Here is a 26,024-nt window from a genome sequence, read left to right as displayed (position 1 = left end):
CACGGATATGCATGGCCGCTTGCATGGCCACAGTGCTGGGGGGCTGCGCAGCTGTCGAACCGAAATTCGACAATGTCGAACCGGTCGTAGGGCCACCAGTCACCTCAAACAACACGCCATATAGTGAATGCCTCGTATCACTCAGCCGGGTGCAAGGCGCCACCAACCTGCCTGTGATTGCAGTGGGTCAGGTGACGGACAAGACCGGTCAACGCAGCTACTCCACCGTGACAGAGAGCGCTGCCGTGACCCAGGGCGTATCCGAGATGCTGATAAGTGCCCTCTACAAGACTCGCAAGGTACATCTTACCGAGCGTCTCGATGTACGAGTCCCGCTGGCAGAGCAGCAACTTTTCGAGCAGAAGGCATTGGCTTATACCCCCCGAAACCTCGCGGTACTCCCTTCGCATTTCGTGGTTCTCGGTGCACTGACAGAGCTCAATTACAACATTTCAAGCGGTGGTGCCCGCCTGTTCGTCAGCGGAATCGGGGCCGGACTTCGCACTGCAGTCATCAACGTCGGCCTGGATCTGCGCATGGTCGATATCCGCACCTTCCGCACCGTCTATGTCACCAGCCTGCAGAAGCAGGTGGTCGGTTACGAAGTCGAAGCCGGCATCTACCGCTTCTTCGGCAATCAGTTGATCGAGTTTGATTCCGGCGCAGTGCGCAATGAGCCACTGCAGCTGGGCGTGAGATCAGTCGTGGAGATGGGCGCGTATCAGCTTCTGACTGAAGGCCTGGGACTTCCTGTACCTGCGGGACAGGAATGTGCATTGCACCCGGGACAGCATGTTGCAGATGACAATAGCAACACGCAGCAAGTGGCCGCAGCCAATACCAGCAGCAATGCAGCAAGTGGCAATGAAGCAGTCGCAACACCGTTGCAAGCAGCACCCGCATCAGAAGTACCGGCAGCATCCAGCGCAGCACAATAAGTCAACATTCATGAGGAACATGACAATGACTACCTATAATAAGCTCGCAGTCGCCATCGGTCTCGTAAGTGGTGTGATGATGGCAAGTCAGGCGCAAGCCTTCGATAACGTGGACTGGAACTGGGATGGTCAGGTGAATACCGATGTCAATATTGACGTCTATATTGATCCGAAAATCAAAGATCCAGGTGGCTTGGTAATGATCGAAAGCCTGCAGAAGCAAGTCGGCGATGTGTCATCCACAGCTATCGTCAGTGATATCAGCTACGGCGCTGGCGAAGCAGGCGACCCGACCATAGAGCTGGTGGATAGCCTCAGCGCCAAAGCCAAAGCCAACTCCAGTGCTGAGGCCAGTGCCGGAATCAAAGGCTTAAAGGCTGAAGCTGATGCAGATGCCATGGCGAAAGCATCGGCCGATGTGGATGTCTATATCAGCTATGCCGGCTCAACGCCCAATCCTGACATCACCAAGCTTGAATCACTGGAAAATGCTGCCACCTCGGTGGGCAACAATATCTCCATCGACAGCGATGCCATGGTCAATCTGCATAATGAGCAGACTCTGTCCGGAAGCGAACTCTATGGCGGTGGGCCTGGTCGTCACTCCTTCGGCCCCCAGCTGGCAAATGTCGACTCACTGGCTGAGGTCAGCGACATCCTCAACCTGACAGTGGACAATTCCGCGACCTCCGTCGGTAACAATCTGTCGGTCACTCTGGATAGCACAGGGATCGATAGCGCCCTGATTGCCGACAATACCCAGATGAGCTTCGCCAACATCAGCTCGACTGCCACAGTCAGCGGCATCACGCTGGATCTGCCGCCGGCAGGCAGCTTCGAGGGCCCGGTCATCAGCAACACGGCCACCTCTGTGGGTAACAACATGTCCGTCTCCGTCGGCCCCGTTACTCCGTAAATCCTCAGCAGGCAACCAACACACGCGGGGCGACCCGCGTGTGTTTCAGTACCTGCCGGCATAAGAGTCTTCACGCATCAGACACTGCATCTTTCACAGAGCGAAAGGAGCAAGACATGAATGCTTTTACACGTATCAGCCTGGGGGTCGTCAGCGCGGGATGCCTGCTGGCCACGACGGTCAGCGCCAACTCGCTGATGGGGCCCTTCCCCTACGACTTTCCGGCACGTAGCGCAGAAACCGCCCTGATCCTCTACGAGAGCAAGAAGGCCGGCAGCCTGGGGGAAGGGTCCGATACCAATATCGGGGAATATACCCTCAATACCGGCAGCAGCACCTCGATCGGCAACTGGCAACAGATCGAACAGACGCTGAGTGATGGCTCCACCGGCACCATCGACAGCACTGCGGATCAGTCCGCGGATGGCAGTTCTCAGACGTCGTCGACTGACTTCACCATTACCCACAACAACGAAGATGAGGAGGAAGACGCCCAGTGATGCACTGCTCGGGACAGTCATCCGCGGGAAGACAGACCGTCAGATACCAGAACTCACCCTTTCAGCGTGAGTAGAGAGTTGGTCAGCCAGGCAAGCGTCGAGACTGAGAAGTCTGCCACTCAGGGGGAGCGGAAAAAACGCACTAAAAGCCGCCATGATCATCTCGCACAAGTCATTAACCTCTATATGGGTACTCGATAAACCCCCAAGACGAACACTCAACGCTGGAGAATCCAGACTCTCCGGTGAGGCTGTCACCAGAAGCAGCCCGACAATTATTCTTTCGCAGCCCGCTCGCACGAAGCGCAGGCAATGCAGAAAGACCAGCAGCAAGGGAACAACACTCATGACCGCACTGAAAGCTCATCAGGCTGCATCATCGGCTACTGCATTGAATCTGGCTGACGATATCTCCACTACCTCGCGGGTAAGGGAACTACCGGTAAAGCGACCTCGCGGTTTTGGGGAGTTTATCGGAGACTCATCGGCCATGCAGACGCTCTATCGCACTCTCATCCAGGTCGCCCACTCGGACGCTCCCATCTTCATCACCGGCGAAAGCGGCAGCGGCAAGGAATTGTGTGCCACTGCCATTCACCGCCATAGCCCGGTACGTGACGGCCCGTTCATCGCCGTCAATTGTGCCGCCATTCCGGCAGAGCTGCTGGAGTCGCAATTGTTCGGACATGTGCGCGGGGCTTTCACGGGGGCCGTGAGCGCCCAGCAGGGGCTCGCCGTGGCGGCAGATGGGGGGACGCTGTTTCTCGATGAGATCGCGGAGCTGCCGCTACCCTTGCAGAGCAAGCTGCTGCGCTTCCTGCAGACAGGACAGGTAATGCCGGTGGGTGCCACGCGCACGGTAGAGGTCAATTGCCGCATCGTGTGCGCCACGCATCAGAACCCGCGGGTACTGGTCGATACCCACCGCTTCCGGGAAGACCTCTTCTATCGCCTGCACGTCATTCCGCTGAAGGTGCCGCCGCTGCGCGAGCGCGGTCAGGATATCCTGGAGATCGCCACCGGGCTGTTGGGGCGCATGGCAGGCCACGAAGGCAAACGCTTCACACGACTCAGTGCGTGCGCCGAGCGTCAGCTGCTGGCCCATGACTGGCCCGGCAACGTGCGAGAGCTGGAAAACACGCTACGGCGCGCCATCATCCTCAATGATGGTGAGGTGCTGACGGCCGACATGCTGGACCTGCCCAGCAGCACGGCGTATCGCACGCCTCTCAGCCACAACGCGCCGGAGGACAGCGAGACCACGTTGCGCCCGTTGTGGATGGTCGAACGCGAGGCGATCGAGAGCGTCATCAGCGCCTGTGATGGCAGTATCCCCCGCGCTGCGGCGATACTGGAGATCGCGCCCTCCACCATCTATCGCAAGCGCCTGAGCTGGCTGGCGATGCACCCGGACGAGCCCACCTCGCACTGAGATGAGCGCCGGCCGAGGCATGCCCTTCGCCCTCCTGACCTATACTCCAGACGCAAAAAAGCCACCCCGAGGGGTGGCTTTTCTGTTGGCTGCCGAATTCATCCTGCGACTTCATCAGCTAGCCAGAATTGGCTGGGGTACCAGGACTCGAACCTGGGAATGCCGATACCAAAAACCGGTGCCTTACCACTTGGCTATACCCCAATTTGGTGGCCAGAGACGGAATCGAACCGCCGACACGGGGATTTTCAATCCCCTGCTCTACCAACTGAGCTATCTGGCCAACCTGAAGACACAAAAAAAGCCGCCAAGGCGACCTCTATATCGTGTGTTCTTCGCTCATCTACAGAAGCCTGAAGATGGTGCCGGCTAAAGGAGTCGAACCCTCGACCTACTGATTACAAGTCAGTTGCTCTACCAACTGAGCTAAGCCGGCACAAAGAACTCATGATATGAGTCTTCTTACTACGTTACTGCATGTCAGCTGGCTGGGGTACCAGGACTCGAACCTGGGAATGCCGATACCAAAAACCGGTGCCTTACCACTTGGCTATACCCCAACACTTGGTGGCCAGAGACGGAATCGAACCGCCGACACGGGGATTTTCAATCCCCTGCTCTACCAACTGAGCTATCTGGCCCTTGCCAACGAGGACGTATTAAATAGAAAACCTTTCCCGACGTCAACCCTTGCTTATCAAGAATTTGGCGTCGTAATTCGCCTTCCGCCGTCCTCGCCGTCCACTCAGACTTCGTAGCCCTGTCCGCCCTGCGATTCACCCTTGGCGGCGGCATCCGTCGGCACGAAACCTTCGGCCTGATCCGTCTCCTGGTTGTTGAAGAAGCGATCCATCTGCTCCATCAGATAGCGACGGCTGTCGGCATCCATCATGTTGAGGTGCTTCTCGTTGATCAGACGCGTCTGCAGCGCCTGCCACTCTTCCCATGCCTGCTTCGAGACGTTGGACCAGATGTCCTGGCCCTTCTCGCCCGGCAGCGGCGGAAAATCGAGACCCGGCAGGTCCTGGTCATACTTGCGGCAATGTACGGTGCGCATGGGTAACTCCGTAAGAGAACTGGATGTCAGTGCGGATGAGCGTCGAGCCTTCGCCAGACGCCCTTACTGTTGCCTCATTCTCGCACGCTTGAGCCGCTTTGCCCCAGACGTGCGGCCGATGCCGACGCCAGCAAGGCCTCACAGGCCGAACAGATCATCCGTGCAGCGCGCCAGCAGCGCCTTGACCGGCGCCGGCAGGCCCACGGCGTCCGGCGCGGCAGGGTCGACGAAGCGGCGGTCGGCGGCTGACTCGTTGACGCTCCCGGCCGCTTGAGCTGGCGCAAGCCCTGCCTCCCCCAGCTGTACCGGCTGCGGCGTGATGGTCAGCCGGAAGTGGCTGAAGACATGCTCGAAACTCGCCAGTGGCGCCTCCAGATGGGCGCCGCGGGCTTCGCGAGCGACCCATTCCCGCGCGGCCTCGCGGTCCTCGACCAGTGGCGGCGCCCACAGGCCGCCCCAGATGCCCGTCGGCGGACGGCGTTCCAGCAGGATCTTCCCCGCCGCATCACTGACCAGCAACATCAACGTCTGACGCGTCGGAATGGTCTTCTTGGGCTTGCTCTCGGGGAAGCGCTTCTCTTCGCCACGCGCATGCGCCACGCAGACTTCCTCGAAGGGGCAACGCGCGCAATCCGGCTTGCTGCCGCGCGTGCACAGAGTGGCCCCGAGATCCATCATCGCCTGGGTCCAGTCCGCCAGCCGCACCTGCGGCGTGTAGCGCTCCGCCAGCGTCCACAGCTTGCGCTCCACCGCCGGACGGCCCGGCCAGCCCTCCACGGCATGCAGGCGAGCCAGCACGCGCTTGACGTTGCCATCGAGAATCGGCGCCCGCTGTCCGGTGCTGATGCTGATGATCGCCCCGGCGGTCGAACGCCCGATGCCCGGCAAGGCCGACAGTGCCTCGACACTCTCGACCGGGAAGGCACCGTCGTGCTCATTCACGACCTGCTGCGCGGCCTTGTGCAGATTGCGCGCCCGCGCGTAGTAGCCAAGGCCCGTCCATAGGTGCAGCACGTCGTCGATATCCGCCGCCGCCAGCGCCGCGACATCCGGGAAGCGCTCCATGAAGCGGGCATAGTACGGCAACACCGTCGCAACCTGGGTCTGCTGGAGCATGATCTCCGAGACCCACACGCGATACGGCGTGGTGTTCTCCTGCCAGGGCAGATGCTTGCGGCCATGCTCATCGAACCAGTCGAACACGCGCGCCTGAAACGCCTCGGGGCTCAGGGCGATGTCTTCGAAGCCGGGTGTGGCGTGGCTCTCGGGAGCTGTCACGTCTGGCGTGGCAGCAGTGTCAGGTCGCGCCATCAAAACTTCCTCTGCTCGCGCCATGGTCGACGCCATGGCCTGGGCTCAAACGGCAGCACGCCAGCCCCGAGGAGCTGGCGTGCCGGTCTTGCTGCGAAGGGAGCGCGTGATCAGTTGAACAGCCCCTGAATCGCGCCCTTCAGCTTGTCGCTGGCGCCTTCGCCCAGCTTGTCGTCGATCTTCTTGCGGGTATCTTCGTCGAGCTTCTCATCCAGCTTCTCGCTGACCTTCTCGCCCGCCTTGCGCTTGGCTTCATCCTTGGCCAGTTCCGCTGCGGCACTCTGGAAGCCTTTCTGATCGAAGCCACACCACTCGCCCGGCTCACCGCTCAGATTGCCCTGACACTGCACTGGGAAGCGCAGCTTGATCAGACGCGGATTGACCTCACAGGCCGCGTCATCCGCGCCCTCGATGAAGCGCGCCGCCACGTTGTAGTCGAAGGCCTCGGTCGGCAGGTTGAGCTGGCCCTTACCGTCCAGCGCGATGCCCGGGATCGCCAGGGCGAGATCCTGATTGCTGATCACGCCATTGGTGACCGTGAAGCTGCCCTGCGCGCGCTCCAGCGGCGTATTGGCCTTCCACTCGCGCGAGGAGGTCTTGCCACTCAGCGTCGCCACGGCAGTGCACATCTCCCTGGAGACATTGACGTCGAGCACCTCGCCATTGCGAATCTCGAAGTTGCCCTTGCCGTTCAGGTTGCGCTTGATGCTGTCGATCTGATTGGTGCTGGTGGTGTAGTCACCATTGAGCGTCAGGCGACCGCGCAGGATGCCCTTCTGCTCCGGCGCCAGCGCCTTGAGGAACGGCGCGATATCCAGATTGCTCAGTTTCTCGCCGAAGCTCATGCTCAGCGGTGTCTTGCGGCTGTCGATGCGCGCATTGGCCGCCAGCGAGCCGCCATAGAGGCTGGCCGTCAGGCTATCGAGCTGCTGAACACCCGGCTGGCCGGACAGCTTGGCGGTCACCTTGCTCATCTCGAGTCCCGAGGCGATCAGCGTGCCGATATCCAGCTGCCCCTGAAGCCCCAGCGTCTTGAGCAATGCCACCGGCAGCAGCTCCGCGTCGCCATCGGCCGCATAGACCGGCGCGATCACGCCCGCCGTGAGCGCTTCCCCCAGGCTTGCCGTCTTCTCGTCTGCGCCCGCCGGTGCCAGGTAGTCATCGAGATTGAGCGCGTCGACATCCAGATCGAAGGTGATCTGCGAGGCATCGAAGGACGAGCCGAGACGCCCATTGATGGTGGTGTCATCCAGCGCCATCACCAGGTTGGTCAGCTGCACCTGCGACATGTCGCCCTTGAACGGGCTGGAGAAGGCCAGCGAGGTCAGCGCGCTGCTCTTGGCGGTCTGCGGCGCCTCCATGCCGACACGCGTCATCCACGCCTTGGGCGACAGCGGTGCCAGCTTGAACTGGCCGCTATAGCTGAGCGCATCGCCGGTGATGTCCTTGGCCTTGAGCGCCCCGCTGAGACGCAGGTCACTGCCGGAGGTCAGCAGCAGATTCTCGAGATTCGCCGTGCCTGCCGCCAGGTCCGCTTCGGCACCGAAGGTGGCTTTCAGCGGCAGGGCCTTGTCACCCAACGCGGCCTGATGGAGCGTCGCGTCCAGCTCGGCGCCATCGGCCAGATACAGCTGCTTGTCGGTGTCCAGCGTCAGGGTGTCGATGTCCAGCGCCACGCTCTGGTCCTTGTCACCCAGCGACGGCATGCGCGTGGTGGTATCCAGGCTCACGCCGGTCAGCACATGACGGCCGCCCTGCAGGTCCAGCGCCACCTTGCCATCGAGGCTGACGGTGCTCTGAAGCTCCGGCTCACGTCCATCGGCCACGAACGACAGCTCGACCGGGAAGGCCTTGTCGGGGCTGACGTTGGAGGACGTCAACGCCACGTCATTGAGCGTCATGTCGAGCCCGCTGGCCGCATCCTGATAGGCGATCTGACCATTGGTGACCTGCACCGAGGCGATATCGAGATTGACCGCCATGCTGCCGGCGCCATTCTGCACCGACGGCGTCGTGTCATCCGCCAGCGCCACACCGGCGCTCTTGGCCGGCGGCAGCGCTTCATCCGCCGCGCCACTGTCGGCGGCCGTCGCCGCATGCTCAAGCAGGCTTTCCCAGTTGCCACGCCCCTGTGCATCACGCTCGAGCGCCAGCTTGAGGCCGTCGAGGAAGACGCCTTCGACTTCGACCTCACCGCTCAGCAGTGGCGTGAAGGACACGCCGACTTCCGCGCGGGTAAAGGAGGCGAACGGTGACTGGTCACGCTCCTGCTCCGGCAGCCAGGCTTCGGCGTCCTCGACGCTGACGCCGAGACGCGGATAGAAGGACCAGTCCAGCGGGCCGTTCAGGGCCAGTTCCAGCCCCGCCTGGTCCTTGACCGCCTTGACCAGTCGCGGCTTGAGATCATTCGGATCGAGGAAGGTAGTGACATAGATCACCCCTGCCACGACCACCAACGCCAGTACTCCGACGATGGCCAGCAAGGCTCTGAACAGTGCTTTCATCTGCGTCCTCCCTTTGACACGATGAGAATTGCTACGGTGCCCTCACTCCAGAGGGCAGCACATGGAATGGCGCTGGGGACTCGTGGCATCAGGCGATGCCCTTTCTCCCGCTCATCATCTAGCTCGAGCGCTGCGCGCCATCCTCCCGCACAGCGAGACAGCCTCAAGACAACATCGATGATGACACAGCCGGTGGACAGGTCGCGTTGACGTCAGTTCCGCATCCGGCAACGACCGGGTTCACTCCTGCGCCAGCACGAAGCCGTCGCGAGCGGGGTCTCGCACATAGCCCAGACGTGATACCAGCAGCTCGTCGGCCAGGGTCAATCCCTGACTCGGCACGACCAGCAGACGCTGGGCACTGGCCGCTTCCAGCGACAGCAGCGCCATCAGGCGCGTACCGACACCGCGTCGACGCGTGCTCTTGCGCACGCAGCAATGGCTGATCTTCCAGGCATCGCCTTCATCCTCGCAGAGTAGCGCGCCGATATGACGATCGTTGAAGAAGGCGCTGCAGAAGCGGTGTCCCGCGGCGAGATTGGCCTGAATGAAGTCATCCGGGGCGAGCGGGAGACGCTCACTGGGGGCTTCGTGATAGATACGCGACAGATCGATACGGACTTGCTCATCGGTTTGCCAGCGTGCGTGATCGATCATCTGAAGAGTGACCGGCATGGTGAGATCCTCGCCCGCGATATGAATGCCCGCCATTGTAGCGGATGCCATTGTCCTTTCTCTATAATGACGGGTCGGGCAGGCACAAAGACGACGCGCCTGCCGCCGATCAAGCGCCCCGCCGACGGCTCTCTGCCGTCGTCAATGCCCTGATCACGATTTCGATTGCGACATCACATGACAATAACCACATGATGCGCACTTCCCGGCCGGACTGGACACACGCCTCTCTTACCAAAGGCCCCAGACTGCGCCCAGACCCCATCGGCCTCGAAGCCGCTGATGGTGTCACCGACCGCTGGAGAGACATCATGGTAGAGCGTATCGCCGAAGTTCATCGCAACACCTCGGAAACCAAGATCCGGGTCCGCATCAATCTGGACGGTGAAGGCAAGCTGAGCGCCAACACTGGCGTGCCCTTCCTCGAACACATGATGGACCAGATCGCCCGTCACGGCGTGATCGACATCGAGGTCGACTGCGATGGCGACCTGCATATCGATGACCACCACACCGTCGAGGACATCGGCATCACCCTGGGTCAGGCCTTCGCGCAGGCGCTGGGCAACAAGGCCGGCATCCGCCGCTACGGCCATGCCTACGTGCCGCTGGATGAAGCCCTGTCTCGCGTGGTGATCGACTTCTCCGGTCGTCCGGGCCTGTTCATGCAGTGCGAGTTCACCCGCGGCAACATCGGTCGCTTCGATACCCAGCTGTTCTGGGAATTCTTCCAGGGCTTCGTCAATCACGCTGGCGCCACCCTGCATATCGACAACCTCAAGGGCTTCAATGCCCACCACCAGGCCGAGACCATCTTCAAGGCCTTCGGCCGTGCCGTGCGCATGGCGGTGGAAGAGGACGAGCGTATGGGAGGCCGTATCGCCTCCACCAAGGGCTCGCTGTAAACGAATGATCCGGGCGCCAGACGCCTGACATCCAGCGCCGGAGCCTGCTCCGGCCTTCGGGAGAAAGACATGACGATTGCCGTCATCGACTATGGCATGGGCAACCTGCACTCCGTCGCCAAGGCGCTTGAGCACGTGGCTGACGAGAATGTCGTGATCACCAGCGACCCGCGCGCCATCCGCGGCGCCACCCGCGTGGTGCTGCCCGGCCAGGGCGCCATCCGTGACTGCATGGGCGAGCTTGAACGCGCCGAGTTGCGTGGTCTGGTCGGCGAGCTGCTGAGCAACCACAGCAAGCCGCTGCTGGGCGTGTGTGTCGGTCAGCAGATGCTGATGGAGCGCAGCGAAGAGAACGGTGGCATCGATTGCCTCGCCTACTTCAAGGGCGACGTGAAACGCTTCGATGACCAGCAGCTGGACGAACACGGCCAGCGCCTCAAGGTGCCGCACATGGGCTGGAACCATGTCGCGCACACCCAGGGCCACGCGCTGTGGGAAGGCATCGAGGACAACTCGCGCTTCTACTTCGTGCACAGCTTCTATGTGTCGGCCAGCGAGCGCTCCAAGGTCTACGGCGCCACGCACTACGCCGGTGCCGAGGCGCACGTCGCCATCGGTGAGGGCAGCCTGTTCGCGGTGCAGTTCCACCCGGAGAAGAGCGCGGCCGCCGGCCTCAAGCTGCTCGAGAACTTCGTCCGCTGGCAGCCCTGAAGGCTCGCCCGCGTGACCCTCGGCGTCTGTCTCGCGTGACGGACGCCGATACATCCGCCTTCGATATACCGACGACAATACAGGCGTGCCCAGACACGCCGAGAGGACACCCGACATGCTGGTAATCCCCGCGATCGATCTCAAGGACGGTCAGTGCGTACGCCTGAAGCAAGGCCGTATGGAAGACTCCACCAACTACGGCGATGACCCGCTGGCCATGGCCGCGCGCTGGGTCGAGGCCGGTGGCCGTCGTCTGCATCTGGTCGATCTCAACGGTGCCTTCGAAGGCAAGCCGGTCAATGGCGACGCCGTGACACGCATCGCCCGCGCCTACCCGGAGCTGCCGATCCAGATCGGTGGTGGCATCCGTGATGCCGCGACCATCGAGCACTATCTGGAAGCCGGCGTCGGCCAGGTCATCATCGGCACCAAGGCCGTGAAGGAACCGGCCTTCGTCGCCGAGATGTGCCGCGCCTTCCCCGGCCGCATCATCGTCGGTCTCGATGCGCGTGACGGCTTCGTGGCCACCGATGGCTGGGCCGAAGTCTCCACCATCAAGGCCACCGAGCTGGCCAAGCGCTTCGCCAACGACGGCGTGTCCTCCATCGTCTACACCGACATCGCCCGCGACGGCATGATGCAGGGCGTCAACATCGAAGCCACCGTGGCACTGGCCCGCGAAGGCGGTATCCCGGTGATCGCGTCCGGCGGCGTGACCAACCTGGATGACATCCGTGGCCTGGCCGAAGTGGCCGATCAGGGCATCCTCGGCGCCATCACCGGCCGCGCCATCTATGAAGGCAGCCTGGACATCGCCGAAGCGCAGGCGCTGTCCGACTCCATCACCGGCCGCAAGGCCTGAGGGGAGCGATCATGGCACTCGCCAAACGCATCATCCCGTGTCTGGACGTCGACGCCGGTCGTGTCGTGAAAGGCGTCAACTTCGTCGGTATCCGCGATGCCGGTGACCCGGTCGAGGTCGCCAAGCGCTACAACGAGCAAGGCGCCGACGAGATCACCTTCCTCGACATCACCGCCAGCGTCGACAACCGTGGCACCACGGTCGACATGGTGTCGCGCATCGCCGGTGAGGTGTTCATCCCGCTGACGGTGGGGGGCGGCATCCGCACCTGTGAAGACATTCGCACCATGCTGAATGCCGGCGCGGACAAGGTCTCGATCAACACCGCGGCCGTGTTCAACCCGGACTTCGTGCGTGAAGCCGCGGAACGCTTCGGCAGCCAGTGCATCGTGGTCGCCATCGACGCCAAGCGCGTCAGCCAGGACGGCGAGACACCGCGCTGGGAGATCTTTACCCACGGTGGCCGCAAGCCGACCGGACTCGACGCCGTCGAGTGGGCGAAGAAGATGGTCGAACTGGGCGCCGGTGAACTGCTGCTGACCAGCATGGACCGCGATGGCACCAAGGCCGGTTTCGATCTCGGCGTCACACGCGCCATCTCCGACGCCGTCAGCGTGCCGGTGATCGCCTCCGGCGGTGTCGGCACCCTCGACCACCTGGTGGATGGCGTGCTCGAAGGCGGTGCGGATGCGGTGCTGGCCGCCAGCATCTTCCACTTCGCCGAGTACACGATCCCCCAGGCCAAGGCGCATATGGCCGCACGCGGTATCGAGATGCGCCTGTAAGCGCAGCCGCAGGTAGTTCAGGCAGAAGCGCGAACGCCGCCATTTCCTCAGGGAATGGCGGCGTTCGTGTCTGCAGAGACGCAACTTCGGTTCAGGCGAGAACAGCGCTCAGACGTAGCCCAGCTTCTTCAGTGGCTTGAGCGCCTGCGCGAGTCGCTGGTCGGCAAGCGTCATGATGTCCACGACCAGGTGCTTCTCGGCGGCGGGCAGCATCACGCGCTCCCCGACCCACAGCGCCAGCTCCGCCAGGTCATGTTGATTGCCCAGCCGCGCGGCCGCCTTGTCGAGCAGTTCCGGCTCGCGATGCCGTCCGTGACTCGGTGACTCGAGCTCCCGCGCGGCTGCCTCGCCCAGCGCCTCGTGCGCCAGTGCCAGCTGGAACATGCGGTACTTGACCCACTTGCGCAGCCGGTGAGATGTCTCGATCTCACGCTTGCTGGCCACCTGCGCCGCAAGCTTGCTGATGCGATGACGACTGAATTCCAGCCCGATGTTGAGCTCCTCCACCGTCAGCGGTGCCGCCTGCCAGGCCGCCCGCTCTTCGCTCAACAGCGTCTCGAGCGGCGCGTGATCCAGTTCGCCCTCAGGCTCGCTCAGCGCAGCACTGGTCAGCCCCGGACGCAGCGCATCCAGCAGGCGCTGACTGCGCTCATCCACCCAGGCGTAGGCGCGACCATGCGTCTTGCGCAGCATGTGCGCCTCGCGCGGCCCGGCCAATGCCTTGGCGACGGCGCGCGGACGCGCCTGATGCTCACTCACCGCCGACTTGCCCAGTGACTCACGCCGCAGTTGCCACCAGCCGCGCAGCTGCTTGCAGTCGACGCGCAGCGCATGTACATCCGCCGCGCTCAGCGTCGGCTGCGCGAGGCGCTCACGCATGGCGTCCAGACGCGCCTGAATCACGCCATTCAGCGCTGCGTTCATCGGAGAAGAATCCTGCTGACGGGTGTCGCTCATCTGTCTCTCCAACAACGGCTGGCCAGTCTTCACTGGCACCAGGATGGCCCGAATCGGGCCGCTCAGTCCTGCAAGGATAGCCCGAGATTGCTGACATCTTCATTGCGGCCCAACTGCTTGAGCGCGCGCCAGTCATCGCGTGACAGCTGCGGGGCCTCGACGCTCTCGAGCACGGCGTCCTGGAAGTCACGCTCATCGATCATCAAGGGATGTTCGCGAATCATGGCTTCCAGCGCTTCCTGCTCGATGCCCTCACCGGCCTGCAGGTCGATCAGCGCGCGCACGCCATCGGCGGACAGACGGCTGATCTTGAGCGCGGCTTCCGGCTCTTCGCTGATCAGCACATCGATGCAGGCGGTCAGCGCCATCACGGCTTCCAGGGCGCGGCGCGCGCCGAAGCTGTCGTCGTCCTCGGCGGGCTCGAAGGCGGTGACCTTCTCGGCCTGCAGCGAGAAATCGATCTTGGCATCGCGCACGCGCAGCTGCTCCCAGACGAGGTCCAGCAGCTTGCGCAGCTCACGCGTGGTGTCCAGCGCGCTGGCCGTGCCATTGGCTTCGGCGTAGAAGCCGGCATTGGGCAGGAGTCGCTCGGTCAGCGCCGCCATGAAGGCAGTACGGCGCACGGGGGCCAGCGCATCAAGGCGCGCACGGAAACCGGATACAGGCTGAGTCATGACGGCTCTATTCTCACTTCACTATTCAATATGCGGCGTTCGCGCTGGCGTCTTGGCTCCGCCAGCCGCGATGTCACCGGAGGTCGCTATAGGGTATGCGATAGGATAGGCGAAAGGGTAGCGCCCGCGCGTGGCCGGATGAACACGCTCCCGCTCGAGCGCTGCCGTGCTGCCGCCTACCTCAGGGCCACAGGCACTCCGTCGGCACGCGGCCAGCAGCATCGAACAGGATGCCTTCGCTGCGCAGCTTTTCCCGCTGGCGCACTGCCCCGCCGTGCTCGGTGACCTTGAGCGAGGCGTTGATCACGCGATGCCACGGCAATTGATGGCCATCCGGCAGGTGACGCATCGCCGAGCCGACCATGCGCGCGCTGGCGCCATCGGTCATCTTGGCGATACGCCCGTAGGTGGTGATGCGGCCTTCGGGGATCTGCGCCACCACGGTATAGATCTGTTCGAGCAGTTCGGCCCGCATGCGGTTCTCTCCTTGTCGTGTCGCGGCTGGTTCGCCCGGTGCAGGTACTGAGATGTAGATACTGACTATGCAAGTAATGAGATGCAGGCACTGAGAAGCAAGTACTGAGAAGCAAGTACTGGGGCCTTTACGCTGACATGGCGCTCACGCATGATGAAGCCATGCATCTTTACTTCATACATCAGGGGCAACTCCCTGACCCTGAACCAGATTCAGCCGCCGATACCGCAACGCTAGCGCATGACTGGCAGAGTCCGCTACGCCTCAAGGACTGGCTTTCCGGCATGGGGCACAGCTTCAACACCAGCTTCCCGCTGGCAGGCGAAGCCTTGCCGGGCATCGATGACTTTCATGCGCTGGTGGTGCTGGATGGTCCGCAACGCCTGTCGAGCGCCGCACAGCCCGCCTCGCCCGCCGAACAGCAGTCGCTGCGCCTGCAGCGCAAGTTGATTCGGCGCACACTGAACAGCAATCGCCCGCTGCTGGGGATTGGCCTGGGGGCGCGACTGATCGCCGAGCAGATGGGGGCGATCGTCTCGCCCGCCGTGGTGCCGCAGCGTCGCTGGGCCATGCTGACGCGCAGCAACGAGTGCCCGCTGGGGCTACCCGCCGAGTTCGAGGCCTTGATGTGGCATGAGGAGATCTGCGGCCTGCCGGAAGACTGCGAGCTGCTGGCCAGCAGCGAGCATACGCCAGTGGCCGGCTTCAGCTGGGATGAGGGTCGCGTGGTGGCGCTCAACTTCCATCCGCACATGGATGCGGCGGCCACGCAGGACCGCCTGGCCCACCATCCCGCGCCCCTAGAGGGCAATGGCGTGCAGTCACGCGAGGCGTTGCTGGAAGACCCGAAGCGCTTTGATCGTCAGGCGGCCCTGCTGGACCGCCTGCTGGTGGACTGGCTGAATGCGTGAGCGCTGACCGGCGCTCGTGAGGGATATCAGCGCTGCCAGCGGTGATTGGCGCTCCACTCACGCGCGAAGGCAAGGCTGTTGTCCCAGTCGCCGACGTGCAGGAAGGTGCGCTCGTGCTTCTCGAGCTGATAGCGATACATCGGGTCGTAATACTCGCTGAGCAGCGGCGCCAGCCAGCCTTCATGGGCAATGGGATTGCCGCGCTTGTGCTCCTGGAAGGCGATGTCCTGCATGCGCACCAGACGAGCAAGGCGCGCACTGCCCAGGCGCTTGCGCAGACGCAGCAGCGCCTGACGCAGCTGGCGCTGCATCAGGGTCCAGCCGAGGAAGTCACCATAGTGACGACTGTAGGTGGACCACAGCCCCTCGATATAGTCCTTCTGAATCTGCACGACTCGCCAATCCAGCGGCATCTCGACGCGGATCAACGGTGCCTGCTCCATCGCGCGCCAAGTGGCGAGCGGAATGTTGACGCTGCCGATGAAGCGCGACTCGTCTTCCATGATGGTCGGCGCTTCATCCTCAAGCGTGAGCATCTCGGCGGCGATGCGGTGCTCGAAGTCGATCTGGCTCGGCGCCGGGAAGGGGTGACGGCCGAAGGCCGAACCCTTGTGGCGCGCACAGCCTTCCAGGTCGATGCCATTGTCCAGCGCATGGATCAGCTCGGTCTTGGCGCAGCCGGTCAGCCCGCCGATCAACAGCATCGGGGCCTGCTCGGCACGCTCATCGATATGCTGACAGAGCTGCTGACGCATGGCCTTCCAGCCGCCCTCGATGCGCGGACGCTCGATCCCCGCTTCCTGCAGCCACTGCTGACTGAGCTGGGAACGCATGCCGCCGCGGAAGCAGTAGAGAATCGCGTCAGGGTGCCGCTCGACGTGCTCGACCCAGGCGCGGATACGTGCGCGCTTGATCCCGCCGCTGACCAGTTGATGGCCAAGATGTACCGCCGATTCCGGGCCGACCTGCTTGTACTGCACCCCGACGCGATGACGCTCCTCATCATCCATCAGCGGCAGATTGACGGCACCCGGCAAGGCACCAGCGGCGAATTCGACCGGCGCGCGCACATCGATCAACGGACGGCCGTCGCGAATCAGGTCGCAGCTGGCCGCCACGGTGGGCAAACTCATGGGCATCTCTCGGCAGACAGAACAGGATTGAGGCAATGGGCGGCGACTGGCTGACTGGCCGCACCATCAAGGGGCCATATTCTATCGCAAGCGTGCAGCCGCCCCCAGCCTTGTGCTTTCACGCCAACGGTGGCGTCAGGCGCACCCCCTGCCCCGGCCCGATCCCGGCCGGACCGAACAGCTGACAATCGGGGCAGGCAGCGGGCTGTTCTCCGTGGGCGCGATGCGCTTCGGCGACCGAGTCGCGCAGCGAGGCAATCGCCGCCTCGGCGGTATGGAAGTAGTTCTCACGCCCCATGCGCTCGAGGAAGCCACCGCGCTCCATCACTTCCAGCGCGTACATGCGAAAGCCGCACATGCTGAGACTGCCGCCGGCATCGCGCAGGCGACGTTGCTCGATCTCGAGCATCTCGGCGCCCGCGATATCGATGAAGTTGCAGCCGGTGCCCAGCAGAATGACGTGCTTGCCGGTATAGCGCGCCAGCTTGCGCTGGACGTGGTCGACCGCCCCGAAGAACAGCGAACCATCCACGCGCAGAATCACCACTCCCCGGCACTGGGCCAGCTGATAACGCTCGGCATTGCGCACGCCAAGCTCCGGGTGCTCCGGGTCTGGCGCCATCTCGACCAACCGTGGCCGTGAGGTGCGGTTCAGATACAGCACCAGCGAGACCAGTACCCCGGCGAAGATGGCGAACTCCAGCGGCAACAGCAGGGTAGCGAGGAAGGTGATCACCAGCACCACCGCCTCTTCGCGGCTGACGGCCAGAATCTGACGGATATGACCGACTTCGATCAGGTTGGCGGCGATCACCATGATCAGGCCCGCCATAGCCGGCAACGGCAGCCAGGCGGTCACGTCAGGCACCAGCAGCAGCACCGCCAGCACGATCAGCGCCGCCACCACCACCGACAGCGGGGTGCGGGCGCCGGCATCATAGTTGGCGCCGGAGCGCGTGAAGGAGCCGGAACCGGCAAAGCACGAGAAGAAACTGCCTGCCAGATTCGACAATCCCTGACCGATGAACTCCTGGTTGCCGTCGATACGCTGATGCGAGCGTACGCCGATGGCGCGCGCGATGGAGACTGCCTCGATCAGGCCGAGCACCGCCAGCGCGAAGGCCGCCCCGCCCAACGAGCGCAGGGTATCAAAGCCCAGCGGCGGCAGGGAAAACGGCGGCAGACTGCCGGACAGGGCGCCGACCATCGGGATGCCTGCCGCACTGCCGCCAAGCAATGCCGCGACACCACAGCCGACGGCCATCGCCACCAGCATCCACGGCAGCTTGCGATTCAGCCGCCGAACCAGCACGGCCGAGAGCAAGGTGCTGAGCCCCGTGATCAGCGTAGCCCACGAGGTATCGCCCAGATGCCCGAGCAGCGCCCACCAGGTGCCGAGAAAGCTCGAGGCATCGCCAAGCGCAATGCCGAACAGGTGCTTGAGCTGACTGGTGGCGATCAAGACCCCGGCGCCGGCGGTGAAGCCGATCACCACCGTATGCGAGATGAGATTGACCAGCGCCCCCATGCGCATCAGCCCCAACGACAGCTGGATGATGCCGACCATGCAGGTCAACGCCAGCACCAGCGGCAGGTATTCGGGACTGCCCGGCGCGGCCAGGGTCGAGACGGTGCCGAACACCACCATCGAGATCGCCGCGGCCGGGCCACTGACCATATGCCGCGAACTGCCGAACAGGCCGGCGATGATCGCCACCACGATGGCGGCATACAGCCCATGCGCCGGTGGCAGGCCGGCGATCAACGCATAGGCCACCCCCTGGGGCAGCACCAGCACCGCGCCACTCAGGCCCGCGATCAGATCAGAACGCGCATCCCCGGGCGACAGCTGACGCATCCAGCCAAGAAAGGGCAACAGTCGCGACAGTCGATAGGCCGCGGCACTGGTGTGCTCGGGCCCCTCTGCCGTCTCGGTAGATTCGGGAGGTTCGGGGGGCGGCGAGGAAGGAGGCGGAGTATCAGCGGACAAGAAGTATCTCCGTGGCGAGGCAGGAAAGAAATCGTCAGCCGGTAGCCGCAATGTCCCTGAGCGTATTCGGGGCAGGCTTGAAACCAGCGGTGATAAGTCTATCGCTGAAATCACTAATGAAACAGGGCCGCCACATACCCGACAACGACCTGTGACCCTGCGGTCCTCCCACTATAAAGACATACGCTGAAGAGACATGATCAAGAAACACGGCGACGAGACACGATAACGAGAAACGAAGAGAGACGAGAAGACACGGCGCTGGCCATGCCGCGCCCGAGCAGTGACAATACCCTTTCCTGACACCGCTGCGGACCCTGACGCCATGACCACCGACGCTACGCCGACCGATACCACGACTCCCGAGACGGCGGGTGGCTACACCCCGCCGCTGGATGCCAGCGAAGCCGAGGCCATCGACGCCACGCGCCAGTGGGTCGAGACGCACATCATCGCCGACAATCTGTGCCCGTTCGCCGCGCGCGAGATGGCACGCAACAGCATCCAGTATGCCGTGGTGCCCGGTGCAGGCCTCGAGCGCAGCCTGCAGGCACTCGGCGATGAGCTGCTGAACCTGGACGCCAATCGCGACGCCGAGACGACGCTGGTGATCTTCAAGGACGGCTTCCGCGACTTCGATACCTACCTCGAGCTGCTCGACTATGCCGAGGCGCTGCTGGAGATGCAGGGCTACGAAGGCATCTATCAGCTGGCCAGCTTCCACCCGGAATACGTGTTCGAGGATACCGAGGAAGACGACGCGGCCAACTACACCAACCGCTCGCCCTACCCGATGCTGCACCTGCTGCGCGAGAGCTCGGTCGAAGCCGCCATCAATGCCTACGCAGGCGATGTCGAAGAGGTGCCGGGGCGCAATGAAGAACTCATGCGCGAGCGCGGTGTCGAGCGTCTGGTCTCACGCCTCAAGGCCTGTGCTCACGCCGCCCGTCAGGCTGACAAGCAGGACTGACAAGCAGGACTGACAAGCAGGACTGACAAGCAGGACTGACAAGACAGACTGAGCTTCGTGCTCGGAGAAAACTCCATACGAACAAGGCCAGCCGCGAGGCTGGCCTTGTTCGTTGTATGCAGCATCACACCACGATGTCCCCGTGCGGCAGGCTCACGCGCCAGGCGCAGATTTCACAGGGCTTCCAGTGCCTGGGACAGCTTGTCGACCGCCACGATGGTCATGCCCTTGGGCGGATTCTTGGGGGCATTGCCCTTGGGCACGATGGCGCGCGTGAAGCCATGCTTGGCGGCCTCGACGATGCGCTCCTGACCACTCGGCACCGGACGGATCTCGCCGGACAGCCCCACCTCGCCGAACACCACCAGCTCACGCGGCAGCGGACGGTTCTGCAGGCTGGAGACCACCGCACACAGCACCGCGAGGTCGGCGCTGGTCTCGAGCACCTTGACCCCGCCGACCACGTTCAGGAAGACATCCTGATCGCCGGTGAACAGGCCGCCATGCTTGTTGAGCACTGCCAGCAACATCGACAGGCGATTGCCGTCCAGGCCGACGGCGACACGGCGTGGATTGCCCAACGGCGAGTCATCCAGCAAGGCCTGCACTTCGATCAGGATCGGTCGCGTGCCCTCCCACACCACCATCACCAGGCTGCCGGAGGACTGCTCCTCGCTGCGCGATAGGAAGATCGCGCTGGGGTTCTTCACCTCCTTCAGACCCAGCTCGACCATGGCGAACACGCCCAGCTCGTTGACCGCGCCGAAGCGGTTCTTCTGGCCACGCAGCGTGCGGAAACGCGAATCGCCATCGCCCTCCAGCAGCAGGGAGGCGTCGATCATGTGCTCCAGCACCTTGGGCCCGGCCAGCGAGCCGTCCTTGGTCACGTGGCCGACCAGCAGCAGCACGGTATTGGTTCGCTTGGCGAAGCGGGTCAGCGCGGCGGCGGACTCACGCACCTGCGAGACACCACCCGGCGCGGATGACAGATCCTCCAGATGCATGGTCTGGATGGAGTCGATGATCAACACCTCGGGCTTCTCGCGCTCGGCGGTGGCCAGAATCGTCTCGACGCTGGTCTCGGCCAGCATCTTGAGGCCCTGGGTCGGCAGCTGCAGACGATGGGCGCGCATCGCCACCTGCGACAGCGACTCCTCACCGGTGACATAGAGTGAGCGCTTGTGCTGGGCGAGCTTGCAGGCGGTCTGCAGCAGCAGCGTCGACTTGCCGGCCCCCGGGTGGCCACCGAGCAGCACGGCGGAACCCGGCACCAGCCCGCCGCCCAGCACGCGGTCGAACTCGCCGAAGGTCGAGGAGAAGCGCGGCACCTCGGCCAGCGAGACATTGGAAAGATCGGTCACGTTGTCGCTGAGCGTGCCGGCGTAGCCGCCCCGCCCATTGCTGGCGCTACGCGCAGCACCACCGGCGACGGCACCCGCAGCGGGGGCGGCGCCGGGCAATACCGTGGCGCCGACGCGGATTTCCTGCAGGGTGTTCCACTCGCGGCAGCCGCTGCACTGGCCCTGCCACTTCGAGAATTCGCTACCGCATTCGGTACATACGAAGGCGCTCTTTGCTTTCGCCATCAGACAATCCTGTCGGGAAGAAATGATTCTCGGCGCCGCGGCGGAGTGTCGTCAGCCGCGGATTTCCAACGGCCAGACACAAGGAAGGCGGCTTGCGCCGCCTTCCTTGTGCTCACGATCGCCTTGTGGCGCACGGCACGCTTACTGGCGCTTGAGGCGCAGTGTCTCACCGTTCTGGAAGCGACGCTTCTGCGGGTCGACCAGCTCCAGGGTCTGGGCATCCAGACGCAGGAAGTAGTAGGTCTGGCCTTCGCCGTCCGGCGTCAGCTCATAGACGGTCGCGTCCGGGTTCGTCACGGTGCCGGACAGCACGTCCCACTGGCCTTCATAATGCTCCGGGTCCGGCTGCTGCGGATGATCACGATAGGTGGCATCGAGACTGAAGGTACGCTCATCCTGGGCTGCCTCTTCGGCACCCTTGAGGCGTACATCGAGGTCAATGCCCGTGCAACGACGACACGGCAGGGTGCCCTTGTAGACGGCAACCTGCTCGCTGGCTGTCTCGGTGGCGCTGTTGTCAGCGGCACCGTCATTGGTCTGGGCCGTTGATGCGCACCCGGCGAGACCGACCATCAGCGCGGCTCCCACCATCAGAGTCCTGATCTGCATTGAATCCTCCTTAAGGCGATGACTCGATAGCAGCATCAGCGCTATCGACGGCGAGCGGTCTACCCGCTTTGGCAGGCAGACCGCTCACAAGCTTCCACGCTCAAGAATAGCGGGTATCCGCCCCGAGAGGCCACCCCCGATGGCGTTTATCGAACACCATTCGCTAAATCGTGTCGGCCTCAGCCGCGGCGATCATGGCCATTGTCGAGAAACGGATAGTCGGTGTAACCCTTGGCGCCACCACCGTAGAAGGTGTCCGGGTCCTGCTCGTTGAGCTCAGCCCCGAGGCGAATGCGCTCGACCAGGTCCGGGTTGGCGATATACGGGCGCCCGATGGCGACGGCATCCGCGATGCCCTCATCGATGATACGTGCCGCGCTCTCACCGTCGTAATGGCCGCAGAAGATCAGCGCGCCAGTGACGCGCTCGCGCAGGGCACGACGGAAGTCATCGCTGAACTTGATGTCACCACCGGCCCAGTCCGGCTCGTTGACGTGCACATAGGCGATGCCACGTCTGGAGAGCTGCTCGGCCATGTAGAAGGCCATCTCTTCCGGCTCGTCATCGGTCAGGCCAAATATCTCGATGAAGGGCGTCAGGCGGATGCCGGTACGCTCAGGGCCGAAGACTTCGGCGACGGCATCGACGACTTCCAGCGTCAGACGCGCACGGTTCTCGACCGAGCCACCGTACTGGTCAGTGCGCTGATTGGTGCTGGTGGCCATGAACTGGTTGAGCAGGTAGGCGTTGGCGGCATGCACCTCGATCATGTCGAAGCCGGCACGCTTGGCACGCACGGCGGCCTGGCGATAGTCCTCGATCAGCTGGGGAATCTCGTCCGTCTCCAGGGCGCGCGGCGTACTGGTGGGATGACGTCCGCTGGTGCCGTCCTCGAACTCGACGAAGCACTGGGCGCCTTCACCCCGCAGGGCGCTCGGCGCAACCGGCTGCTGGCCGTCCGGCTGCACCATCTCATGCGAGACACGCCCGACGTGCCACAGCTGCAGCGCCATGCGCCCGCCCTTGGCGTGCACCGCCTGAACGACGCCCTTCCAGCCCGCCTCCTGCTCATCGGTCCAGATGCCCGGCGTGTAGACGTAGCCACGTGCGGTGGGCGAGATGTTGGTCGCCTCGCTGATGATCAGGCCGGCACCGGCACGCTGACCGTAATAGGCCTGCTGCAGCTCACCGGGCACGCTGTCGGGGGTACGAGCACGTGTCAGCGGTGCCATCAGGATGCGGTTGGGCAGGGTCAGATCACCGAGCTTGACCGGATCGAGCAGGGTATCGGCGTACGGGGCATTGGTGTTGGCAGTCATCGGGACTCCTTGAATTGCAGGACTTCACCCAGCGTCCTCACCGTGCAAGGTCGCACGAGCTGGGCAAGCATGCCTGTGACATGCGGCACACCACGCGCTGCTTCAAGCACGCACATCGCACGAGAATAATGCTGGCATGGCAACAATGGGCGAGGCCCGCCGTGCGGCCACTCTTGGGCTTCTTTCAACACCCCCTCACGACAGTCCTTCACAACACCCTCTCCCGACAGTTCTTCACAACACCCTCTCCCGACAGTCCTTCATAACAGACCTTCGCAACAGCCTTCAATCACCGCTCCAATGCCCCTCATGACTCACTCAGAGCGCATGCCGGTGCTTGTACCGCGACGATCCAGCGGGCAACATGAAAAGCATCCATGACACGGGTCATGCACTGTCACCAGCGGCGAGAAATCATGAGCAAGTACTGGAGCCCACAGGTCCACGACCTGACCCCCTACGTCCCCGGCGAACAACCGCGTGAGCAGCTGATCAAGCTGAACACCAACGAGAACCCCTACCCGCCGGCGCCCGCCGTGGAGCAGACGCTGCGCGAGTTCAATGCCTCTGATCTGCGCCGCTACCCGGACCCGAGCTCCAGCTCGCTGCGCGCCGCCCTGGCCGATACCTTCCATGTGGCCGCCGAGGAAGTCTTCGTCGGCAATGGCTCCGATGAGGTACTGGCGCTGGCCTTCCAGGCATTCTTCCGCCAGGACAAGCCGCTGCTGCTGCCGTCCATCAGCTACAGCTTCTATCCGGTCTACTGCCGCATGTATGGCATCGAGTCGCGCAGCATCGCACTGACCGACAACTGGGAAGTCGACCTGGAAGCCTTCGGCAACGACAATGGCGGCATCATCTTCGCCAACCCCAACGCCCCGACAGGGCATGGCCATGGCCGCAAGGCGATTGCCGCGCTGCTGGAGCGCAATCCGCAGAGCGTGGTGCTGGTCGACGAAGCCTACGTGGACTTCGGTGGCGAAAGCGCCATCCCGCTGATTCATCAGTATCCGAATCTGGTCGTGACAGGCACTTTCTCGAAGTCACGCAGCCTGGCGGGCATTCGTCTTGGCTATGCCGTGGCCTCGCGTGAGCTGATCGAAGGTCTGGAGCGCGTGAAGGACTCCTTCAACTCCTACCCCATCGACCGCCTGGCCGAACAGGTCGGCGTCGCCGCGCTCAGTGATCCCGACTATTTCGATGAGTGCCGCACACGCGTCATCACCACCCGCGAGCAGACGCGCGATCGCATGGCCGCGCTGGGCTTCGAGATCCTGCCCTCGCAGACCAACTTCGTGCTGGCGACTCACCCGACCCACGATGCCGGCAAGCTGTTCATCGGCCTGCGCGAACAGGGCATCCTGGTGCGCCACTTCAACACCGACGCACTGCGTGACTATCTGCGCATCAGCATCGGTACCGATGCCGAGATGGACAGCCTGATCGAAGCCCTGGAAACCCTGTGTCGCTGAGATAGCGCACGGCCTGGCCAGTGATCGCTCCAATCAAATAAGGCGCCCACGGGCGCCTTATTTCATCAGGATGTCACTCAGGAGTTCACCGCACGGCCCATCCACACAGCTCATCACACAGCTCGTCGTGCCGTTCATCGCACCGAACACTCTGCAGGAGCACAACATGACAACGGACAGTCTCGCCAAGGCTTCAGACGCTACCCCGACACCCCGCCTGCCTCTGACGCGAGTCCATCACGTGGCGCTGATCACCGCTGATTACCCTCGCGCCAGGCGCTTCTATCTCGAGGTCATGGATGCGCAGGTGATCAACGAGGCCTATCGTGAGGCCCGCGACAGCTACAAGCTCGATCTGCGCCTGCCGGGCGGGATCCAGCTGGAGCTGTTCTCCTTCCCCTCGCCGCCTGAACGCCCCAGCTATCCGGAAGCCTGTGGCCTTCGTCACCTGGCGCTGGCGACGGAAGACATCGATACCTGTGTCGAGCTGCTGATCGCGCGTGGCGCCACGCCAGAGCCGATACGTGTCGATGAATACACCGGCGCCCGCTTCACCTTCCTGGCAGACCCCGACGGCACGCCCATCGAACTCTACGAAGTCGCGCCCTGATGTGATGGCGCACTGAAATTGCACTGGCCCTGAAGATAAAAGGCCCCGAAGACAAAAGGCCCCGAAGACAAAAGGCCCCTGTCGATATCTCGACAGGGGCCTTCTTGTGCCATTTGCACGTTGCTTGGGCAAAGCTTTTCTCTCGCCCTTCTCTCTCGCCCACAGCTGATTCGCATGCAGGACTCTCTGCACCACTTTTCCTGCGCACAAAGAGAACCGCCCCTGCAGCAAGGCTACAGGGGCGGTTCGGTATAAGTGCCTGACGAGGATCGGGGCGGCCATCCGCTACTCTCACATGAAGAAACTCTGCACTACCAAATGAATATCAATATGATGGGCCCACCGCTAAGAGCTCCATGCCAAGCACTTTAAGCCGCATAAAAATACACCCCCACAGTAAAATCTGCAGGGGAGGTTCTTGGCAAAACCAGGGATAAATAACAAGCGCACATCATTTTCCATCAATGGCAGAACCATCACAGCACGATGATGAGCCAAAGACTTTCTTCTTGTGCAGCATGGGAAGGTTACCTCTCGCACCACTTTTCCATGCACGCCTTTCTGCACACGGATTTTCTATTGCGCCAATTTTTTCTGCGCACAAAGAGAACCGCCCCTGCAGCAAGGCTACAGGGGCGGTTCGGTATAAGTGCCTGACGATGACCTACTCTCACATGGAGAAACTCCACACTACCATCGGCGCTAAGCGGTTTCACTTCCGA

24 protein-coding genes and 5 tRNA genes are annotated in these 26,024 nt (G+C 63.0%); 12 read left to right on the top strand and 17 right to left on the bottom strand.

All coding sequences use genetic code 11. The annotated features are described in order from the left end of the window. Nucleotides 1-23: 23 nt before the first annotated feature. From QD280_RS10155 to QD280_RS10140, 4 genes are all read left to right on the top strand, one after another. A complete protein-coding gene (locus QD280_RS10155; RefSeq protein ID WP_279839142.1) occupies nucleotides 24-938 on the top strand; it encodes a CsgG/HfaB family protein in 915 nt (304 codons plus the stop codon). A 25-nt stretch (nucleotides 939-963) separates the two neighbouring features. Beyond that, nucleotides 964-1,854 carry a hypothetical protein gene (locus QD280_RS10150; protein ID WP_279839141.1) on the top strand — a complete coding sequence of 297 codons (891 nt, stop codon included), beginning with the start codon at nucleotides 964-966 and terminating at the stop codon, nucleotides 1,852-1,854. Nucleotides 1,855-1,970: 116 nt separating this feature from the next. Then, complete coding sequence (locus QD280_RS10145; protein WP_192838697.1) at nucleotides 1,971-2,354, top strand: hypothetical protein; 384 nt, start codon at nucleotides 1,971-1,973, stop codon at nucleotides 2,352-2,354. Between the two features lie 154 nt (nucleotides 2,355-2,508). After that, on the top strand, nucleotides 2,509-3,786 hold the full coding sequence (locus tag QD280_RS10140) for a sigma-54 dependent transcriptional regulator (RefSeq protein WP_347881964.1): 1,278 nt from the start codon (nucleotides 2,509-2,511) through the stop codon (nucleotides 3,784-3,786). Nucleotides 3,787-3,915: 129 nt separating this feature from the next. Here the strand turns inward: QD280_RS10140 and QD280_RS10135 are convergent. The 9 genes from QD280_RS10135 to QD280_RS10095 all read right to left on the bottom strand — a co-directional run bounded on the left by QD280_RS10135 (nucleotide 3,916) and on the right by QD280_RS10095 (nucleotide 9,384). Beyond that, a tRNA-Gln gene (locus QD280_RS10135) sits at nucleotides 3,916-3,990 on the bottom strand. A 3-nt stretch (nucleotides 3,991-3,993) separates the two neighbouring features. Continuing rightward, nucleotides 3,994-4,069 (bottom strand) — tRNA-Phe (locus tag QD280_RS10130). Between the two features lie 77 nt (nucleotides 4,070-4,146). After that, nucleotides 4,147-4,222: transfer RNA gene (locus QD280_RS10125), tRNA-Thr, on the bottom strand. A gap of 49 nt (nucleotides 4,223-4,271) precedes the next feature. After that, a tRNA-Gln gene (locus QD280_RS10120) sits at nucleotides 4,272-4,346 on the bottom strand. 5 nt (nucleotides 4,347-4,351) lie between these two features. Beyond that, a tRNA-Phe gene (locus tag QD280_RS10115) sits at nucleotides 4,352-4,427 on the bottom strand. Nucleotides 4,428-4,531: 104 nt separating this feature from the next. Continuing rightward, a complete protein-coding gene (locus tag QD280_RS10110) occupies nucleotides 4,532-4,843 on the bottom strand; it encodes an oxidative damage protection protein (protein ID WP_052384882.1) in 312 nt (103 codons plus the stop codon). Between the two features lie 138 nt (nucleotides 4,844-4,981). Beyond that, nucleotides 4,982-6,154 (bottom strand): A/G-specific adenine glycosylase, encoded by a 1,173-nt coding sequence (mutY, locus tag QD280_RS10105; protein ID WP_279839139.1) that lies wholly within the window; start codon nucleotides 6,152-6,154, stop codon nucleotides 4,982-4,984. Between the two features lie 110 nt (nucleotides 6,155-6,264). Beyond that, nucleotides 6,265-8,658 carry an AsmA family protein gene (locus QD280_RS10100; protein WP_279839138.1) on the bottom strand — a complete coding sequence of 798 codons (2,394 nt, stop codon included), beginning with the start codon at nucleotides 8,656-8,658 and terminating at the stop codon, nucleotides 6,265-6,267. A 240-nt stretch (nucleotides 8,659-8,898) separates the two neighbouring features. Continuing rightward, nucleotides 8,899-9,384 (bottom strand): acetyl-CoA sensor PanZ family protein, encoded by a 486-nt coding sequence (locus QD280_RS10095; RefSeq protein WP_225347481.1) that lies wholly within the window; start codon nucleotides 9,382-9,384, stop codon nucleotides 8,899-8,901. 260 nt (nucleotides 9,385-9,644) lie between these two features. Here QD280_RS10095 and hisB point away from each other — a divergent pair, with 260 nt between their 5' ends. The 4 genes from hisB to hisF all read left to right on the top strand — a co-directional run bounded on the left by hisB (nucleotide 9,645) and on the right by hisF (nucleotide 12,596). Beyond that, the gene (gene hisB / locus QD280_RS10090; protein ID WP_043336716.1) at nucleotides 9,645-10,238 is read left to right on the top strand and encodes an imidazoleglycerol-phosphate dehydratase HisB; all 594 of its coding nucleotides are present in this window, start codon (nucleotides 9,645-9,647) and stop codon (nucleotides 10,236-10,238) included. Nucleotides 10,239-10,307: 69 nt separating this feature from the next. Continuing rightward, entirely contained in the window at nucleotides 10,308-10,949 is a 642-nt protein-coding gene (gene hisH / locus QD280_RS10085) for an imidazole glycerol phosphate synthase subunit HisH (protein ID WP_054555217.1), read from the top strand. A gap of 115 nt (nucleotides 10,950-11,064) precedes the next feature. Then, on the top strand, nucleotides 11,065-11,811 hold the full coding sequence (gene hisA, locus QD280_RS10080) for a 1-(5-phosphoribosyl)-5-[(5-phosphoribosylamino)methylideneamino]imidazole-4-carboxamide isomerase (protein ID WP_043336722.1): 747 nt from the start codon (nucleotides 11,065-11,067) through the stop codon (nucleotides 11,809-11,811). A gap of 11 nt (nucleotides 11,812-11,822) precedes the next feature. Then, entirely contained in the window at nucleotides 11,823-12,596 is a 774-nt protein-coding gene (gene hisF / locus QD280_RS10075) for an imidazole glycerol phosphate synthase subunit HisF (RefSeq protein ID WP_043336726.1), read from the top strand. Between the two features lie 108 nt (nucleotides 12,597-12,704). Here hisF and QD280_RS10070 read toward each other — a convergent pair whose 3' ends face one another. The 3 genes from QD280_RS10070 to QD280_RS10060 form a co-directional block, all read right to left on the bottom strand. Then, nucleotides 12,705-13,553: a CHAD domain-containing protein gene (locus QD280_RS10070; RefSeq protein WP_279839137.1), complete on the bottom strand. Its 849-nt coding sequence runs from the start codon at nucleotides 13,551-13,553 to the stop codon at nucleotides 12,705-12,707. A 62-nt stretch (nucleotides 13,554-13,615) separates the two neighbouring features. Then, nucleotides 13,616-14,227 carry a DUF416 family protein gene (locus tag QD280_RS10065; protein WP_043336733.1) on the bottom strand — a complete coding sequence of 204 codons (612 nt, stop codon included), beginning with the start codon at nucleotides 14,225-14,227 and terminating at the stop codon, nucleotides 13,616-13,618. A 181-nt stretch (nucleotides 14,228-14,408) separates the two neighbouring features. Then, nucleotides 14,409-14,702: an MGMT family protein gene (locus tag QD280_RS10060; protein ID WP_213115038.1), complete on the bottom strand. Its 294-nt coding sequence runs from the start codon at nucleotides 14,700-14,702 to the stop codon at nucleotides 14,409-14,411. A gap of 161 nt (nucleotides 14,703-14,863) precedes the next feature. On the opposite strand from QD280_RS10060, the gene QD280_RS10055 reads away from it, so the two are divergent. Further along, nucleotides 14,864-15,613 (top strand): type 1 glutamine amidotransferase, encoded by a 750-nt coding sequence (locus QD280_RS10055; RefSeq protein ID WP_279839136.1) that lies wholly within the window; start codon nucleotides 14,864-14,866, stop codon nucleotides 15,611-15,613. Nucleotides 15,614-15,639: 26 nt separating this feature from the next. Here QD280_RS10055 and mnmH read toward each other — a convergent pair whose 3' ends face one another. After that, nucleotides 15,640-16,746, bottom strand: coding sequence for a tRNA 2-selenouridine(34) synthase MnmH (gene mnmH / locus QD280_RS10050; protein ID WP_043336739.1), 1,107 nt, complete (start codon nucleotides 16,744-16,746; stop codon nucleotides 15,640-15,642). 118 nt (nucleotides 16,747-16,864) lie between these two features. After that, nucleotides 16,865-18,736, bottom strand: a complete 1,872-nt coding sequence (locus tag QD280_RS10045) for a SulP family inorganic anion transporter (protein WP_279839135.1) — start codon at nucleotides 18,734-18,736, stop codon at nucleotides 16,865-16,867. Nucleotides 18,737-19,061: 325 nt separating this feature from the next. On the opposite strand from QD280_RS10045, the gene QD280_RS10040 reads away from it, so the two are divergent. Further along, the gene (locus QD280_RS10040) at nucleotides 19,062-19,706 is read left to right on the top strand and encodes a DUF1415 domain-containing protein (RefSeq protein WP_192838705.1); all 645 of its coding nucleotides are present in this window, start codon (nucleotides 19,062-19,064) and stop codon (nucleotides 19,704-19,706) included. A gap of 173 nt (nucleotides 19,707-19,879) precedes the next feature. Here the strand turns inward: QD280_RS10040 and radA are convergent, their stop codons facing one another. The 3 genes from radA to QD280_RS10025 all read right to left on the bottom strand — a co-directional run bounded on the left by radA (nucleotide 19,880) and on the right by QD280_RS10025 (nucleotide 23,220). After that, the gene (gene radA, locus QD280_RS10035; RefSeq protein WP_043336740.1) at nucleotides 19,880-21,292 is read right to left on the bottom strand and encodes a DNA repair protein RadA; all 1,413 of its coding nucleotides are present in this window, start codon (nucleotides 21,290-21,292) and stop codon (nucleotides 19,880-19,882) included. Between the two features lie 141 nt (nucleotides 21,293-21,433). Beyond that, nucleotides 21,434-21,901, bottom strand: coding sequence for a copper resistance protein NlpE N-terminal domain-containing protein (locus QD280_RS10030; RefSeq protein WP_279839134.1), 468 nt, complete (start codon nucleotides 21,899-21,901; stop codon nucleotides 21,434-21,436). A 179-nt stretch (nucleotides 21,902-22,080) separates the two neighbouring features. Further along, entirely contained in the window at nucleotides 22,081-23,220 is a 1,140-nt protein-coding gene (locus QD280_RS10025) for an alkene reductase (protein ID WP_279839133.1), read from the bottom strand. Nucleotides 23,221-23,636: 416 nt separating this feature from the next. Between QD280_RS10025 and hisC the strand changes: the two genes are divergently transcribed. Together hisC and QD280_RS10015 are read left to right on the top strand one after the other, a co-directional pair. Continuing rightward, nucleotides 23,637-24,692, top strand: coding sequence for a histidinol-phosphate transaminase (gene hisC / locus QD280_RS10020; protein WP_107336700.1), 1,056 nt, complete (start codon nucleotides 23,637-23,639; stop codon nucleotides 24,690-24,692). 166 nt (nucleotides 24,693-24,858) lie between these two features. Further along, nucleotides 24,859-25,302, top strand: coding sequence for a VOC family protein (locus QD280_RS10015; RefSeq protein WP_279839132.1), 444 nt, complete (start codon nucleotides 24,859-24,861; stop codon nucleotides 25,300-25,302). Nucleotides 25,303-26,024: the final 722 nt, after the last annotated feature.

The organism is Cobetia sp. 1AS1 (assembly GCF_029846435.1).
GTDB classification, from domain to species: domain Bacteria; phylum Pseudomonadota; class Gammaproteobacteria; order Pseudomonadales; family Halomonadaceae; genus Cobetia; species Cobetia amphilecti.
This window is presented reverse-complemented; position numbering and strand designations above follow the sequence as displayed.